The 16659-nt window shown below is 63.3% G+C and carries 10 protein-coding genes and 1 pseudogene; 3 read left to right on the top strand and 8 right to left on the bottom strand.

Features of this window, described 5'->3' with window-relative positions:
* Positions 1-18 precede the first annotated feature (18 nt).
* Positions 19-762 carry a hypothetical protein gene (locus EDE08_RS36280; protein WP_132042692.1) on the top strand — a complete coding sequence of 248 codons (744 nt, stop codon included), beginning with the start codon at positions 19-21 and terminating at the stop codon, positions 760-762.
* Between the two features lie 125 nt (positions 763-887).
* On the opposite strand, the gene EDE08_RS36285 is transcribed toward EDE08_RS36280, so the two are convergent.
* The 8 genes and pseudogenes from EDE08_RS36285 to EDE08_RS36320 form a co-directional block, all read right to left on the bottom strand.
* Complete coding sequence (locus EDE08_RS36285) at positions 888-2729, bottom strand: tetratricopeptide repeat-containing glycosyltransferase family protein (RefSeq protein ID WP_245524991.1); 1842 nt, start codon at positions 2727-2729, stop codon at positions 888-890.
* 287 nt (positions 2730-3016) lie between these two features.
* Positions 3017-4003, bottom strand: coding sequence for an ABC transporter ATP-binding protein (locus EDE08_RS36290; protein WP_131874422.1), 987 nt, complete (start codon positions 4001-4003; stop codon positions 3017-3019).
* Positions 4000-5007, bottom strand: coding sequence for an ABC transporter ATP-binding protein (locus EDE08_RS36295; protein ID WP_131874421.1), 1008 nt, complete (start codon positions 5005-5007; stop codon positions 4000-4002). Before EDE08_RS36295 ends, EDE08_RS36290 begins: the two co-directional genes overlap by 4 nt.
* Positions 5007-5900 (bottom strand): ABC transporter permease, encoded by an 894-nt coding sequence (locus EDE08_RS36300; RefSeq protein ID WP_035673039.1) that lies wholly within the window; start codon positions 5898-5900, stop codon positions 5007-5009. The genes EDE08_RS36295 and EDE08_RS36300 overlap by 1 nt, the downstream gene beginning before the upstream one ends.
* A 191-nt stretch (positions 5901-6091) precedes the next feature.
* Positions 6092-7039: an ABC transporter permease gene (locus EDE08_RS36305; protein ID WP_131874419.1), complete on the bottom strand. Its 948-nt coding sequence runs from the start codon at positions 7037-7039 to the stop codon at positions 6092-6094.
* A gap of 42 nt (positions 7040-7081) precedes the next feature.
* Positions 7082-8680: an ABC transporter substrate-binding protein gene (locus tag EDE08_RS36310; protein ID WP_131874418.1), complete on the bottom strand. Its 1599-nt coding sequence runs from the start codon at positions 8678-8680 to the stop codon at positions 7082-7084.
* A 394-nt stretch (positions 8681-9074) separates the two neighbouring features.
* The gene (locus tag EDE08_RS36315; protein ID WP_131874417.1) at positions 9075-10625 is read right to left on the bottom strand and encodes an AMP-binding protein; all 1551 of its coding nucleotides are present in this window, start codon (positions 10623-10625) and stop codon (positions 9075-9077) included.
* A gap of 18 nt (positions 10626-10643) precedes the next feature.
* Positions 10644-11797, bottom strand: a pseudogene (locus EDE08_RS36320) (iron-containing alcohol dehydrogenase).
* 325 nt (positions 11798-12122) lie between these two features.
* Here EDE08_RS36320 and EDE08_RS36325 point away from each other — a divergent pair.
* The gene (locus EDE08_RS36325; RefSeq protein WP_165936386.1) at positions 12123-13328 is read left to right on the top strand and encodes an efflux RND transporter periplasmic adaptor subunit; all 1206 of its coding nucleotides are present in this window, start codon (positions 12123-12125) and stop codon (positions 13326-13328) included.
* The gene (locus EDE08_RS36330) at positions 13325-16489 is read left to right on the top strand and encodes an efflux RND transporter permease subunit (RefSeq protein ID WP_131874415.1); all 3165 of its coding nucleotides are present in this window, start codon (positions 13325-13327) and stop codon (positions 16487-16489) included. Before EDE08_RS36325 ends, EDE08_RS36330 begins: the two co-directional genes overlap by 4 nt.
* The last annotated feature ends 170 nt before the right edge of the window (positions 16490-16659 follow it).

The following is a 16659-nucleotide window of genomic DNA, read 5'->3' on the forward strand; positions in this document are numbered from 1 at the left end:
CAGCCAATAGCTGTTGGTGTGTCGGAAGGCTTCAACGGCTTTGATATGTCCATTAGTGGTCGGGAGACGATGGCTCTACGGCGCGTGAGGTGGCTGACCGCGCTCTTGATTTTGGGGAGCCTCCTAACAGGTTGCGGCTCCCTGAGCGAGACCATCAGATACCGCTTAACAATCAACGTAGAAGTTGATGGAAAGCTCGTCAGTGGTTCTGGCGTCATTCAAGTCAAGCAGTCCGACACGAGAGGCCTCTTCGGCTCGATGGGAGGCTTCGGCAACGAAGTTAGCGGCGAAGCTATTGTGGTTGATCTCGGCCCGCACGGTGTGCTTTTTGCGCTTCTGCATGGGCCGAAAGCTGGATACGGAGATTTGGGTGGTCCTGCATGGATGCTGTTTCATGCCTTTGCCGACTTGCTCAAGATTGAGACCGATCCCCTACCGCAAATGCGGCTATTGAGAGAGCATCATCCGCGTCGAGTGTTGGAGGTCGACGAAATTCCGATGTTGGTCAAATTTCGTGATCTTGATGACCCGAAGTCGGTTGAACAAATTGAACCCGGAAATCTAGCCGCAACATTCGGCTCTAGGATTGCGCTTCGCGACGCAGTCATCGAGGTGACGGAGGTCCCATTGACTACGGGTATTGAAGTGAAGCTGCCGTGGCTCAAGACCATGAAAACTCATCTTGACGGCGATCAATATCATTCGCGAAACACGCTTGCTAACGAGCTGAGTGCGCGCGATTTTCATCGAAACAACCTTTGAGCAAAATCGAGCGTAGCAGGCGTAATCCCAACTGTCCGCTTAGGGGTCACAAGCGTTCTCAGCGGCCCCACTTAATGAGGTCCACAACGGTTCAGAAACCGGCGCTGGCTCTCTGTTGTGCCCGATCAAGTTCTTTGCCGATCAAAATTTTGCAAGTCTCGACGCACACGGTCGATCACGCTGCCGTACTCCCGACCCTCGTTTTGCCTGAAGAGGCGAACGGTCGGATACCAGGGGTTGTCTTCGCGGTAGAGGAGCCAGCGGTAGTCCGGCATAAAAGGTAGCAAAATCCAGGTCGGTTTCCCAAGGGCGGCCGAAAGATGAGCAACGCTCGTATCAACAGTGATGACAAGATCAAGGCAAGAAATCAGAGCTGCCGTCTCGGCAAAATCAGTAAGATGCTGGGCGGGATCGAAGATATCGGTTCGAGCCAGCAGTTCAGCTCGGTCGTTCGGCCTGACGTCTTTCTGAAGACTGACAAAACTCACCTTGTCATCCAAAAGGCCCGTCAGCATACGAAATGGAATGGATCGGTTGTGGTCGTTCAAATGTTCGGGATTACCTGACCAGACAAGCCCCACGCGTGATCGAGCACGCGGGCCAAGCCGACTCTCCCAAGCTTGAACACGCTCTCGAGAGGGCGGCGGCAAATAGGACACGGCCGCCGGAACGGACTCCAGTCTGGTTTCAAAGATGAGCGGCAGGTTGCTGAGAGGGCAATGAAGATCGAAAGGGGGCAAGCGAGCCCCCGATGACCCCGGCAAGCATTCCGAGGCGCCCTCCATTTTTGAGAGTAGCGGCCACAATGCGTCCTGCACTATTAGAACGACGCGCGCACCACGGCCAGCAAGCAGCGGAATGTAGCGAACGAGCTGAATGGCATCCCCAAGACCCTCATCGGCGCAGACCAGTAACGTCTTCCCCGCAATGTCTCCGTCACCAAGCCATTTAGGTCCAGGAAGCGGCGGATACCCGTTCGGCAAGCCCGGAACGTCCCAACGCGCCTGCATCCCTTTCAGGCCACGTTTAAAATCGCCAGTGAGCATCTGAAGCAAAGCAAGATTCCAGACGGACCTCGAATGCTCGGAGAGAATGGCTGCCGATCGCTTGTAAGCAGACATTGCTTCATCGACTCGCCCCAACTCGGCAAGTACGCTTGCCCGGCCGACAATGGTCTTTCCTGCATTGGGCTTGATCTTCAAGGACCGGTCGAAGAAAGACAAAGCCTCTTCCAAATGGCCCTGCGCTCGCAGCAGAGCACCAAGGTTGCCCAGCGTATCAGCGTTCTTGGGATCCAGTTGGACTGCGCGCCTGCAATCTGCCGTCGCCTCTTCGATCCTTCCGAGGCCGTTTAAGGTGAGTGCACGCGTGTGTAGAGCCTGCGAATTATCAGACCGCAAATTGACGCTATGATTCAAATATACGAGTGCTTCCGCAAGTTGACCCGCTCCATGCAGAAGATGACCTGCCTTATACGCAGCATCAGCATGCCCCGAATCAAGTTCGAACGCGCGACGAAAGCAGAGGAGAGCTTCGCTGTTTCTTCGCGCCTGGATCAGCGCGTCTCCCATCTGCCGCCAAAGCTCGGCATCGCTCGGCTTGAGCTGAATAGCCTTGTCAAAGACTCTCAAAGCCTCGTCCAGACGGCCAGCACTCGCAAGCGCATTGCCCAGCGTGGCCAAGTAGGCCGGCTGGGGGGCTTTCCGGATCGCACGGGAGGCCCAATCTACCGCTCTGTCTGCGCGGCCGGCGGCGGCGTCTACAACGGCCATGAGGTGCAGGTTTTCAGCGCTCTCCGCATCCAGCTTGAACGCTTCTTTGACGCGAGATTGAGCCTTCAGTACTTGACCACCACGCAAATGTTCGATCGCTTCGGCACGAAGTTCCTCAAGGCGCATCGCTGGAGGATGATCTTTATCGAGCACCTCGGATTTCTTCTGGACGATTTGACGGTCAGAATGTGCCATTGCAACTCCACGAGTGGCTTGCACAATCTCTAGGTGATTCGCTGTTAACGAGTAATGGATCGCTACATCAGCCTAACGTATGCATAAGACGAGAGGCTGCCCTAGCAAACTTTCATGTCCGCCTATTCCATCGACTGCAAGCGGGACCCTTGGTTTGATGTTCGGCGAAGCGGGGCCTTGTTCGCAGGCTGCAATGCCCGCAATGGGTCAAAAGCAATAACGCTCTGCCGAGCAGAAGACTTCCGCTCTTCCTTCAGGAGCTGACACTGCTTTTATGAGTACGCGCCCTAGCGGCCCCGCCCCGTCCCCTCGTTCAGCAAGCACGCCACCTGGTGCCCGTCACCGGCATCCAGCAGCGTCGGCCGCTCGGTCTTGCACCGCTCCATCGCAAACCGGCAGCGGGTGTGAAATGCGCAGCCCGACGGCGGATTGACCGGGCTCGGCACGTCGCCGTCGACCAGCGGCGCGAGCTTCTTCGCCAGCGGATTGGCGATCGGCACCGAGGCGAGCAGGGCCTGGGTGTAGGGATGGCGCGGGTTGCGAAACAGCTCGTCCTTGTCGGCGATCTCGACGATGCGGCCGAGATACATCACCGCGACGCGGTGGCTGATATGGGCGACCACGGCGAGGTCGTGGGCGATGAAGAGGTAGGAGAAGCCGTGCTGGCGCTGCAGGTCGATCAGGAGGTTGATCACCTGCGCCTGGATCGAGACGTCGAGCGCGGAGACCGGCTCGTCGCAGACGATCAGGCGCGGCCCCAGCGCCAGGGCCCGCGCAATGCAGATGCGCTGGCGCTGGCCGCCGGAGAACTGATGCGGGAAGTTGCGCATCTGGTCGGGCCGCAGGCCCACCTGCTCGAACAGCTGTGCGACGCGCGCCTGCAGTGCCTTGCCGCTTGCAAGGCCATGCACGGCGATGGGTTCGCCGACGATGTCGCCCGCCGTCATGCGCGGATTGAGTGAGGCGAACGGGTCCTGGAACACGATCTGCATCGAGCGCCGGTGCGGGCGCAGTGCCGTCTTCGACAGATGGGTGATGTCCTCGCCGTCGAGACGAATTTGTCCCGAGGTCGGCTCGACCAGCCGCAGCACGCTCCGCGCCACCGTGGACTTGCCGCAGCCGGATTCGCCGACGAGGCCGAGCGTCTCGCCGGTCCCGAGCGCGAACGAGACGCCGTCGACCGCATGCACGGTGCCGACCTGCCGGCGCAACACGCCGGCGCGCACCGGGTAGTGCTTCTTGAGGTCGGTGACTTCGAGCAGCGCTTCGGTCATGCCACCTCCGCGACGTCTTCCGCGCGCCAGCAGGCAGCGAGATGGCCGCCGCCCCAGTCCGCCAGCGGCGGATACTCGGCCTCGCAGCGCTTGATGGCGAGCTTGCAGCGCGGCGCGAAGGCGCAGCCCTTCGGCAGCCCAACCAACGAGGGCACCGTGCCGGGGATCTCGTTCAGCCGCGCCTGCGCCGGGACACCGGATGCCGGGACGGCCGGGATCGAGGCCATCAACCCGCGCGTATAGGGATGCATTGGCGAGGCAAACAGCGCCTCGACGCTGGCCTCCTCGACCTTTCGCCCCGCATACATCACGATCACGCGCTGCGCCGTCTGCGCGACGACGCCGAGATCGTGCGTGATCAGCACGAGGCCGGTGCCGAGCTCCTTCTGAAGGTCGAGGATCAGCGCCAGAATCTGCGCCTGGATGGTGACGTCGAGCGCGGTGGTCGGCTCGTCCGCGATCAGCAGCGCCGGCCGGCAGGCCAGCGCCATCGCGATCATCGCGCGCTGGCGCATGCCGCCGGACAGCTGGTGCGGATATTCTCGCGCGCGTCGTGCCGGCTCGGGAATGCGCACCAGGCGCAGCATCTCGATCGCGATATTCTGCGCCTCTTTCGCCGTGATGCTCTGGTGCAACCGCACCGCCTCGACGATCTGGTCGCCGATTCGCATCACCGGATTGAGCGATGTCATCGGCTCCTGGAAGATCATGGAGATGCGATTACCGCGGATCGCGCGCATCTCTGCCTCATCCAGCGCCAGCAGCTCGGTACCTTCGAGCGTGACGGAACCACCGACGATGCGACCTGGCGGATCAGGCACGAGCCGCATCAAGGACAGCGCGGTGACGCTCTTGCCGCAGCCGGATTCGCCGACGATCGCCAGCGTCTCGCCGCGTCTGACATTGAACGAGAGGTCGTCGACGGCCTTGAAGAGACCGGAATTGGTGAAGAACACCGTCTTCAGGTTCTTCACGTCGAGCACGAGATCGGATTTGTCCGCCATCAGCCGCGCTGCCTCGGATCCAGGATGTCGCGCAGGGCGTCGCCGAACAGGTTGGCGCCGAATACGGCGAGGCTGATCGCTATCCCTGGGAAGATCACCAGCCACGGCGCGGTGCGGACATATTCGGCGGCGGATTCCGACAGCATGCGCCCCCATGACGGATAAGGCTCGGGAATGCCGAGGCCGAGGAAGGACAGCGAGGCTTCGGTGAGGATGGTCGAGCCGAGCTGCGCGGTCGCCAGCACGATCAGCGGCGCCAGCGTGTTCGGCAGCACGTGGCGCAGCGCGATCCGCATCTCGCTCATGCCGATCGACTTGGCGGCTTCGACGAAGGGCTGCTCGCGCAGCGCCAGCGTATTGGCGCGGATGACGCGCGCGACCGTCGGGATCAGGGGGATGGCGATGGCGATGATCACATTGGGCAACGAAGGGCCGAGCGCCGCCGTCATCACCAGCGCCAGCACCAGCAGTGGCAGCGCCTGGAGAACGTCGGAGACGCGCTGGAAGACGAGATCGACCCAGCCCGAGAGATAGCCGCAGGTGAGGCCGACGATGACGCCGATCGTGCCGCCGAGCGCGGTCGAACCGAGCCCGACCGCGAGCGAGATCCGCGCGCCGTGGATGATGCGGCTGAACACGTCGCGGCCGAAGGAATCGGTGCCCATCCAGTGCGCGAGGCTCGGGCGGGCCAGCGCGCGGGCGGAATCGACCGTCAGCGGATCGTAGCGCGCGATGAAGTCGGCGAAGATCGCGGTCAGCACGAACACCGTTATGATGACGAGGCCGGCCGCCCCCAGCACATGCCGCTGCGCCATGAACAGCACGCGCCGCCAGCCGCCGGTCGCATATGCGCCGGCCCGCCTCAGTTCAACGTCGAAGTCGATCGCAGCCATGTGAACTCTATCTTCCCCCTCTCCCCGCTTGCGGGGAGAGGGCTGGGGTGAGGGGGGCTCTCCACGGGGAAGGTGAGAGTTGGATTCGCGGAGAGTCCCCCTCACCCGGATTGCTGCGCAATCCGACCTCTCCCCGCAGGCGGGGAGAGGTGACGGAGAGCGCACACGCTGTGTGAGCGTAAATCATGCGGCTAATCCGTGTATCTGATGCGCGGGTCGAATACCGCGTAGAGCATGTCGACGGTGAAATTCGCGAACACCACCACGACCGCGATTAACATCACGAGATTCTGCACGATCGGATAGTCGCGCCAGCGGATCGCCTCGACCAGGAAGCGCGCGACGCCGGGAATGTTGAACACCGTCTCGGTGACGATCAGGCCGCCGATCAGGAATGCCGCCTCGATGCCGATCACGGTGATGACGGGCAAGATCGCGTTCTTCAGCGCATGATGATAGTTCACTGCCGCTTCGGAGGCGCCCTTGGCGCGGGCGGTGCGGATATAGTCCTGCCGCAGCACCTCCAGCATCGAGGAGCGGGTGATGCGCATGGTCAGCGCGGCGCTGCGGAAGCCGACGGCGGCCGCCGGCACGGCATAGGTCGCGAACGCTTCGAGCCAGGTCTGCGGATTCGGATTGAAGATCGGCATCTGGCCGAACATCGCCACCGATGCGGTGAGGATCAAAAGTCCGAGCCAGAACGAGGGGAGCGACAATCCGCTGAGGCTGACGACGCGGAGCGCATAGTCGAGCTTTGTTCCCTGCTTCACCGCGCTGATGACGCCGAGCGGAATGCCGATCGATGCCGAGAACAGGAGCGCAAGGCCCGCAAGGCGTGCCGTGATCGGAATCCGCGGCAGGATCTCCTGCAGCGCCGGCTTCTCCGAGACGTAGGAGAAGCCGAGATCGCCGCGCAGGAATCCGCTGATCCAGTGCCAATACTGCACGATCAGCGGCCGGTCGATGCCGAGCTCCTTCTCCAGATTGGCCTTGTCGGCCGGATCGACATAGCCGGCGGCCGCGAACAGGATGTCGACGATGTTGCCGGGAACGATCCGCAGCAGGAAGAAGATGACGATCGAGATCCCGAACAGGGTCACGAGCATCAGGAACAGGCGCCGCACCAGATAGGCAAACATGCACCGCCTCCCGTCGAACCCGTCAGCCGCGCGCGGCCTGCGCTACTTGTCCAACCACACGTCCTCGTAGCGATAGCCGTTGTAGGAGCTGTTGGTCATGACGGTGAGACCCTTGACGTAGGGCTGCCAGCAGCTGCCCATGCGGCTGTGGAAGATGATGGGCCGTGCGACGTCCTCCTGCAACTTCTTGTCGATGTCCCAGACCAGCTTCCTGCGCTTCTCGACATTTGTCTCCTGCGACTGCACGTCGAACAGCTTTTCGATCTCCTTGTTGCAGTAATTGGTGTAGTTGCGCTCCGAGCCGCAGGAATAGTTCTCGTAGAACGACTGGTCGGGGTCATCCACCGCGTTGCCGGTCAGATTGAGCCCGATCATGTAGTCCTTGCGCGCGACCTTCGGGAACCAGTTCGCGGTCTCGACGACGTCGAGCTCGCCGTCGATGTAGATGTTCTTGAGCTGGTCGATCAGGATCACCGCGGGATCGCGATAGATCGGGATGTTGCGCGTGGAGACCTTCACGGCGAGATGCTTGTCCGGCCCGTAGCCGGCCTTCTGCATCAGCTTCTTCGCCTCCTCGCGGTTGGCCTTCACGTCGGGACCATAGCCCGGAATGGTCTCCAGCATCTCCTTCGGCATGCCCCACAGGCCGTTCGGGGGCGGCAGCATGGTGCCGCCGATGTCGCCCTGGCCCTCGAACATGATCGAGATGAAAGCCTTGCGGTCGAGCGCCATCGCCATGGCGCGGCGGATGTCGACATTGTCGAACGGCGGCGAGGACGAATTGACGATGATGTTGGTCGATACGTTGGTCGGCGCGATCTCGCAGATCGCGTTCGGCGCCTGCGACTTGACGTCCTTCACCAGCGGGATCGTCACCTCCGTCGGAAAGGCCATGTCGAACTTGCCGGCCACGAAGGCGAGGATCGCGGTCGAGCGATTCGGGATGATGGTGAACTCGATGCCGTCGAGATGGGGCCGGCCCTTGCGCCAATAGTCGGGATTGCGGGTCAGCTTGATGGACTCATTGGCCTTGAACTCGACGAATTTGAAGGGGCCGGTGCCGATCGGATGGGTGCGCATCTCCGCCGGCGAAACATGGCAGGGATAGACCGGCGTGTAGCCCGAGGCGAGCAGCGCCACCAGCGAGGGCTGCGGCCGCTTCAGATTGAAGGAGACCTCGGAGTCGCCGTTGGTCGAGATGTCGACGACCTGATCGTACCAGGACTTGCGCGGGTTCTGCCGGAACTTCTGCTGCGCCTTGCCCATCAGCATGTCGAAGGTGCATTTGACGTCGGCCGAGGTGAACGGCTTGCCGTCGTGCCATTTCACGCCTTGGCGCAGCTTGAAAGTCAGCGTCTTGTTGTCGTTCACCCAGGCCCAGCTCTCGGCGAGCTCGGGGACGATGCTGTCCATGCTGTTCTGAGCCACGTCCTGCCTGTAGATGACGAGGTTGTTGAACACCGGCATGAAGGGAACGTTGAGGGAGTAGGTCGCACCTTCGTGGATCGAAGCATTGCCGGGACTGTCGCGGTGATACATCCGCAGGACGCCGCCCTGCTTGGGCTCGCCGGCGAGCGTGGAGGTTGAGGCCGTCAGCACAGATAGCGCCGCCATTGCGGCGAGCGCCCACACGCTCCGCATGCTCATCCTCCCTGGACAACGGCCTTTTGCGGCCTGTTTGTCAGACGATAGCGAGGCGCGTGCAACGAGGCAACCCGCAAGGCCGTTCATTCTCTTGGCAATTTGGATGATGTAAGGCCGCTCACTGTGTGAGAGTGCAGGTGCGAACGGTTCCTCCGCGGGTGTTGGTCTCGACTGCCGCAACAAACTCCACCGTCGTCCCGGACAAGCGCGCCTTAAGCGCGCGCAGACCCGGGATCCATAACCACAGCACGTGGTTTGACGAAGACCCGGAGTTGCCAGTTCGGGCCGCAACGCCTTCCTGGGAATATGGGTCCCGGGTCTGCGCCTACGCTTGCCCGGGACGACAGCAGAGTTTGTGGCGCCTGCCTGTGCGCGCTATCCAGCACGACCCTCACACGATCCGGGACGACTTGTTCCCCCAATACCGATCCCGCAGCAGCCGCTTGTACAACTTCCCTGTCGGCAGCCGCGGCAATTCCTTTTCGAAATCGACCGAGCGCGGCACCTTCTGCCGCGACAGCGATTTGGCGCAGAACGCGATCAGCTCTTCGGCGAGGGCCGGCCCCGGCACCACGCCAGGCATAGGCTGCACCACCGCCTTCACCTCCTCGCCGAGATCGGCATTGGGCACGCCGAACACGGCGGCATCCGCCACCTTCGGGTGGGTGATGAGCAGGTTCTCGCATTCCTGCGGATAGATGTTCACCCCGCCGGAGATGATCATGAAGGTCGCGCGGTCGGTCAGGTAGAGGAATCGGTCGGCGTCGACATAGCCGACGTCGCCGACAGTGCTCATGCTGCCGTCGGCCGAGCGCGCCTCCCTGGTCTTCTCCGGATCGTTGAAATATTCGAACGGCGTTGCCGTCTTGAACCAGACCTGGCCCGGTGTGCCGGTCGGGCATTCCCGCATGTTGTCATCCAGGATGTGGAGGTCGCCGAGCAGCACCTTGCCGACCGTGCCGCGGTGGCTGAGCCATTCCTCGCTGTTGCAGGCGGTGAAGCCGAGGCCCTCGGTCGCGCCGTAATATTCGTGGATGATCGGTCCCCACCATTTGATCATCTCGTCCTTGACCAGGGCCGGGCAGGGCGCGGCGGCGTGGATCGCGATCTCCAGCGAGGAAGGGTCGTAGCGGCACCGCACCTCCTCCGGCAACTTCAGCATGCGCGAGAACATCGTCGGCACCAGCTGCGTGTGGGTGATGCCCCATTGCTCGACGAGCTGGAGGTAGCGCTCGGGATCGAAACTCTCCATGATGATCACGGTGCCGCCCATGCGGATCGTGAGGTTCACGGCCGCCTGCGGGGCGGAGTGATAGAGCGGTGCGGGCGACAGATAGACCATGCCTTCCCGGTAGTGCCAAAGCTTCGTCAGAAAATCGAACAGCGGCAGATTGTGCTTCGGCGGCTCTTCCGGCAGGGGCCGCAAAATGCCCTTCGGCCGTCCCGTCGTGCCGGACGAATAGAGCATGGCGGTTCCGAGCCACTCGTCGGCGATCGGCGTCCTGGGCAGCTCGGCAGTCACCTCCGCAAGCCCGACGATACGTTCGCTCTCACCGGAGCCGTCGGCGACGATGCAGAGCCTGACGTCGGGGCAGGCCTTGATCGCCTCGCGCGCGATGTCGAGCTTGGCCATGGACGTGATCAGGATCTTCGACTGGCTGTTGACGAGAAGATAGGCGAGCTCGCCCGGCGTCAGGAAGGAGTTGATGCAGGTGTAGTAGAGCCCGGCGCGTTCACCCGCACTGCAGGCTTCCAGGTAACGCGAATTGTTCTCCATGAAGATCGAGTAGTGATCGAGCCGCCTCAAACCGTGCTTGCGGAACAGATGCGCCAGCCGATTGCTGCGTGCCTCGAGCTCGCGATAGGTGACGGTCTCGCCCGTCGCCGCCATGATGAAGGCGGGCTGGAGCGGGCGCAGGCGGGCATGCGTACCAGTATACATCGATCCTCCGGCTTTCGATCAGGCGGCAAGAAGCAGGATTTCGCGCACGTCGGCGGGCCCATCGATCCTGCGTGGGTTGCGCGGAATCCAGTTCGTACGCATTGCCTGCTCGGCGATGGCGTCGAAATGCTGCGGCGACACCCGCACGTCGGCGAGGCTGCGCGGCATGCCGAGCGCGCGGATGAAGGCATCGAGCACATCGGCGGCGTCGTGGCCGGGATAGCCCATGGCGGCCGCGACGATCATCTGCCGCTCGGCAATGTCGCGCGCATTCCATCGCATCACCGCCGGCAGCATGATGCACGAGGAGTAGCCATGCGGTACGTCGAAGGCCGCGCCCAGGACGTAACCGATGCCGTGGCTCGCGCCCATCGGCACGCCGGCTGCGAGCGCGCCCATCGACAGCCAGGTGCCGATCTGCGCGTCCATCCGCGCGTCGAGATCGGCAGGATTGGCCTTCACCCGCGGCAGCGCATCGGCGAGCATGGCGAGTCCCTTCACCGATTGCGCGTCGGCATAGGGATGCGTTTCGCGAGAGCAGATCGCTTCGACGCAATGATCGACGGCGCGGATGCCGGTGGACAGGAACAGCCATTCCGGCGTGTGCACGGTGATGGCGGGGTCGAGGATGGTCGTGCGCGGCACGATGAGCGGATGCCGCAGCATCTGCTTCACATGCCTGCTGCGCTCGGTGACGCCCGCGGTCGCGCTGAACTCGCCGCCGGCGATGGTGGTCGGCACGCTGATCTGCCGCACGGTCGGCGCATTCATCTCGGGCGCGACACCCTTGTGCACGCGGATGCGCTCGATGCCTTCGATATCATCGATGTCGTTGGCGAGGCAGAGCTGCACCGCCTTGGCCCCGTCGGTGATCGAGCCGCCGCCCACGGTGACGATGAGGTCGGCGTTCGCCTCGCGCGCCGCCCTTGTCGCCGCGATCACCGCCTCACGCGGCGTATGCGCCGGCATGGCTTCAAAAGGCCGGCACAGCGCTCGCCGAGCGCCTGCCTGATCTTTGCAATTTCGTCGGTCTGCCGGTTCAGCGTGCCCGAAACCATCAGGAACGCGCGGCGCGTTCCCAGCCGGTCCATCTGCGCGACGATGGCGCCGGCTGCAGGATGGCCGAACACGACCTCCTCGATCGCGCCGAAAACGACACGTCCCTGATGCACGCCTGTCCTCCCGGACTATTCGTCTTGTTATTGTAGGGGTAATCTAGCCGAGCCGCCGCCTGCCGTCATGTGCGAAGACGCTGGCCGTTTCTTACCCTCCCCTGGAGGGCCCTCCAGGGGAGGGTGACACCTTCGATGTGGCATCCATCAACCGACCGCACGATGCTGCGACCCTCTCCCTGTCAACCCGTCATCCGGTTAGGACATCTCGCCGAGCATTGCGCGTTTCGTCGTCTTGAAGATTTCATCAACTCCACCCATCTTGTGTCGCCCGCGGGTAGGCGCGTACCCTGCTTTTTCCGCGGCTTTGATGCGAGGACCTGGGATGACTGCACCGGACGGAAGCGAGCGACTTGTCAAAAGGCACGATTTCGTTCAGCCAGGCCACTATGGCATTGTCGGCCTTCTCGCCGCCTCATTCGCGCTCACCGGTTGCGGGCAGCCGACCTCGCAAGCGGGCGCTCCGCCGCCGGCGCAGGTGACGGTTGCCCAGCCGGTCAAGCGCACCGTCACCGATTGGGATGAGTTCACCGGCCGCTTCGAGGCGGTGGAGGAGGTGCAGGTGCGGCCGCGCGTTGGCGGCTTCGTCAATTCGGTCGAATTCCAGGACGGCGCCATCGTGCGTCAGGGCGATCTGCTTTACGTGATCGATCCGCGTCCGTTCGAGGCCGTGGCGACGCAGGCGGAAGGACAGCTCTCCGACGCACGCGCCAGGGTGGAGCTCGCCAAGCGCGAGCTCGATCGCGGCCTCAGCCTGGTGCAGACCAGTGCCGTCTCCGAGCAGGTGGTGGATCAGCGCCGCCAGGCCTTGCAGGCCGCGCATGCGGCCGAGACGCAGGCGGAAGGAGCGCTGAAGGCCGCCAAGCTCAACATCGAGTTCACGCATGTGACGGCGCCGCTGACCGGCCGTGTCAGCCGCCATCTCGTCAGCCCCGGCAATCTCGTGCAGGGCAGTGACAACGGCACGTCGACGCTGCTGACCTCCATCGTGACGCTCGATCCGATCTACATCTATTTCGACATGGATGAGGCGACATTCATCAAATACAGCAAGCTGTGGTTCGAAGGCCGTCGCCCGAGCTCGCGCGACACGGCGAACCCGGTGCAGGTGTCTCTCGCCGGCGAGACCAAGCCGTCTCACGAAGGCACCATCAACTTCCTCGACAATCGCCTCGACGTCTCCACGGGAACGTTGCGCAGCCGCGCGGTGGTCAAGAACACCGATCTGTCGATCCTGCCCGGTCAGTTCGGCCGCGTCCGCCTGATCGCCAGCGCGCCCTATGAGGCGCTGCTGATTCCGGACGCCGCGATCGCGACCGACCAGTCCCGCAAGATCGTTTTCGTGGTGAAGCCTGACGATACGGTCGAGGCGCGCCCTGTCGTGCTCGGGCCGCTCGACGAGGGCCTGCGCGTGATCCGCGAAGGGCTGAAGCCGGACGATCGTGTCATCGTCAGCGGCATCCAGCGCGCCCGCGTCGGCGCCAAGGTCGCCCCGCAGACCGCTCAAGCGCCGGCCGGTGGCAAGTCATGAATCTCGGCCGTCTCTCCATCAACCAGCCCATCCTAGCGATGGTGCTGTCGATCGTGCTCCTGATCGTCGGCGCACTCGCCTACACCACGCTGCCGGTCTCCGAATATCCGCAAGTGGTGCCGCCCACCGTGGTCGTCACGACGCAATATCCCGGCGCCTCCGCGCAGACCGTGTCGGACACGGTGGCAGCTCCGATCGAGCAGGAGATCAACGGCGTCGAGGACATGCTGTACCTCTACAGCCAGGCGACCTCGAACGGCCAGCTCACCATCACCGTCACCTTCAAGCTCGGTACCGATCTCGACAAGGCCCAGGTGCTGGTGCAGAACCGCGTCGCGATCGCGCAGCCGCGGCTGCCCGAGGAAGTCCAGCGCAACGGCGTCACCACGCGCAAGAACTCGCCCGACATCCTGATGGTCGTGTTCATGCTGTCGCCCGACGACACGTTCGACCAGCTCTACATCTCCAACTACGCGCTGCTCCAGGTCCGCGACCAGCTGCTGCGCCTCGACGGCGTCGGCGACATCCAGATCTTTGGCGCGCGCGACTATTCGATGAGGCTGTGGCTCGACCCTGACCGGATCGCCAATCTCGGCCTGACTTCGGCCGAGGTGCTGGCGGCAATCCGCGCCCAGAACGTGCAGATCGCGGGCGGCCAGATCGCCGAGCCGCCGATCGCCGACCGGGCCTTTCAGCCGAATCTCACCTTTACCGGACGTTTGAAGGACAAGAAGCAGTTCGAGGAGATCCTGATCAAGGCCGGCTCCGACGGTCGAGTAGTTCGTCTGCGCGACGTTGCCCGCATCGAGCTCGGGGCGCTGGCCTATTCCACCAACAGCTTCCTGCTGCGCAAATCGGCGGTCGCGATGCTGGTGACGCAGCGGCCCGGCTCGAACGCACTTGCGACCGCCAAGAACATCACCGACACGATGACGAAGCTCAAGGAGAGCTTTCCGAAAGGCCTCGACTACAACATCGGCTACAATCCGACCGAGTTCATCGCCCAGTCCGTCCACGAGCTGATCAAGACCATCTACGAGGCAATGCTGCTCGTGGTCGTCGTCGTGCTGGTGTTCTTGCAGGGATGGCGGCCTGCGATCATTCCGATCATCGCGATCCCGGTCTCGCTGGTCGGCACCTTCGCGGTGATGGCGGCGCTCGGATTCTCCATCAACAATCTGACCCTGTTCGGGCTCGTCCTCGCCGTCGGCATCGTGGTCGATGATGCCATCGTCGTGGTCGAGAACGTCGAGCGCCATCTCGAGCACGGACTCAGCCGGCGCGATGCGGCGCTGAAGACGATGGAAGAGGTCGGCGGCGCGCTGGTCTCGATCGCCCTGGTGCTGTGTGCGGTGTTCGTCCCGACCGCGTTCCTCGGCGGCATTTCCGGGCAGTTCTTTCAGCAGTTCGCCGTCACCATTGCCGTTGCGACCGCGATCTCATGCTTCTGCTCGCTGACGCTGTCGCCGGCGCTGGCCTCGCAGATCCTCACGCCGCATGAGGAGAAGCGTCCGCCGGCCGCCTGGAACGTCATCGCGCGCGGCTGGAATGCCTTCACCGGCGTGTTCAACCGCGTGTTCGACCGGCTTTCGCACGGCTACGCCGGCCTCGCCGATTTCGCGATCCGCCACTCCGTCGTGATGCTTCTGATCTACGTCGTGCTGATCGGCAGCGCAGGCTGGCTGATCGTGACCACCCCGCAGGGCTTCATTCCCGCGCAGGACCGCGGCTACGTCATCATATCCGTGCAATTGCCCGGCGCCGCTTCGCTGGCGCGTACCACCGAGGTGGTCCGCGAGATCGAGCGGATCTCGCTGGATACGCCGGGCATCATCCGCGTTGCCGCTTTCGCCGGTTTCTCCGGCGCTACGCGCACGCAGGCCGGCAACGCGGCCGCGCTGTTTCCGGTGTTCGACGAGCCTGAGGCGCGGATGAAGAAGGGATTGTCTGCGAACGCCATCACGGTCGAACTGCGCAAGCGCCTGGCCGCGATCCAGGGCGCCTTCATCATCGTGATTCCGCCGCCGGCCGTGCCCGGCATCGGTACCGGCGGCGGCTTCACCATTCGCATCCAGGATCGCCAGGGTCGCGGGCCTGAGCTGCTCGCCGCGGCCACCGACGAGCTCGTCGCCGCGGCGCGCAAATCGCCCTCGCTGCTCGCGCCGTCGGTGTTCTCGCCGTTCAGTGCCAACACGCCGCAGCTCTTCGTCGACATCGACCGCACCAAGGCGCAGAAGCTGGCCGTGCCCATCTCCAACATCAACGACACGATCCAGACCTATTTCGGATCGACCTATGTCAACGACTTCAACCTGTTCGGGCGCACCTACCACGTCACCGCGCAGGCGGACTTTCCGTTCCGGAAAGAGCCCAGCGATCTCGCGCGATTGCGGACGCGCAACGCCAACGGTGACATGGTGATGCTCGGCAGTGTGGTCGAGTTCAAAGACGTCTCCGGCCCCGACCGCGTGGCGCGCTACAATCTCTATGCGGCGTCGGAACTTCAGGGCGAACCGGCACCGGGCGTAAGCTCGACCACCGCGCTGAATACCATCAAGCAGCTCGCGGACGACACGCTGCCGAGCGGCTTTACCTTCGAGTGGACGGACCTGTCCTACCAGCAGATCACTGGCGGCAACGCCGGCCTCTACGTGTTCCCGATCTGCGTGCTGTTCGTCTATCTCGTGCTCGCCGCGCAATATGGCAGCTGGACGCTTCCGTTCGCGGTGATCCTGATCGTGCCGATGTGCCTGCTCGCTGCCACCATCGGTGTGCGTATCATGGGCCAGGACGTCAATATCCTCACCCAGATCGGCTTCGTCGTGCTGGTGGGACTGGCGGCGAAGAACGCGATCCTGATCGTCGAGTTCGCGCGCGACATCGAGAACGAGGGCAAGCCGCGGCTCGAGGCCGTGATCGAGGCCTGCCGCCTGCGCCTGCGGCCGATCCTGATGACGTCGTTCGCCTTCATCCTCGGCGTGCTGCCGCTGGTGATCTCCAGCGGCTCCGGCTCGGAGATGCGGCAGGCCGTGGGCGTTGCCGTGTTCTTCGGCATGATCGGTGTCACCCTGTTCGGGCTTCTGTTCACGCCGATCTTCTACGTGGTGGTGCGGAACCTCGCGGAGGGGCGGCGGGACAAGAAGCCGGAGGTGGTGGCCTGACCATCGTCGGAAGTCCATCAGCGTAGCCACAATCACGCTGTCGTCCCGGACAAGCGCAAGCGCAGATCCGGGACCCATAGCCACAGGATCGAGTTTGGCGAAGACTCGCGGTGACCAGCTGCGCGCGATAACTGCTCCCTGGGGTTATGGGTCCCGGATCTGCGCGCGCT

The organism is Bradyrhizobium sp. R2.2-H, assembly GCF_004346455.1.
Classification (GTDB): Bacteria; Pseudomonadota; Alphaproteobacteria; order Rhizobiales; family Xanthobacteraceae; genus Bradyrhizobium; species Bradyrhizobium diversitatis.

Coding starts and splice junctions, on each gene's coding strand:
- EDE08_RS36285 (WP_245524991.1), bottom strand. CDS start 2,729: ATGGCACATTCTGACCGTCAAATCGTCCAGAAGAAATCCGAGGTGCTC.
- EDE08_RS36290 (WP_131874422.1), bottom strand. CDS start 4,003: ATGACCGAAGCGCTGCTCGAAGTCACCGACCTCAAGAAGCACTACCCG.
- EDE08_RS36295 (WP_131874421.1), bottom strand. CDS start 5,007: ATGGCGGACAAATCCGATCTCGTGCTCGACGTGAAGAACCTGAAGACG.
- EDE08_RS36300 (WP_035673039.1), bottom strand. CDS start 5,900: ATGGCTGCGATCGACTTCGACGTTGAACTGAGGCGGGCCGGCGCATAT.
- EDE08_RS36305 (WP_131874419.1), bottom strand. CDS start 7,039: ATGTTTGCCTATCTGGTGCGGCGCCTGTTCCTGATGCTCGTGACCCTG.
- EDE08_RS36310 (WP_131874418.1), bottom strand. CDS start 8,680: ATGCGGAGCGTGTGGGCGCTCGCCGCAATGGCGGCGCTATCTGTGCTG.
- EDE08_RS36315 (WP_131874417.1), bottom strand. CDS start 10,625: ATGTATACTGGTACGCATGCCCGCCTGCGCCCGCTCCAGCCCGCCTTC.
- EDE08_RS36325 (WP_165936386.1), top strand. CDS start 12,123: ATGACTGCACCGGACGGAAGCGAGCGACTTGTCAAAAGGCACGATTTC.
- EDE08_RS36330 (WP_131874415.1), top strand. CDS start 13,325: ATGAATCTCGGCCGTCTCTCCATCAACCAGCCCATCCTAGCGATGGTG.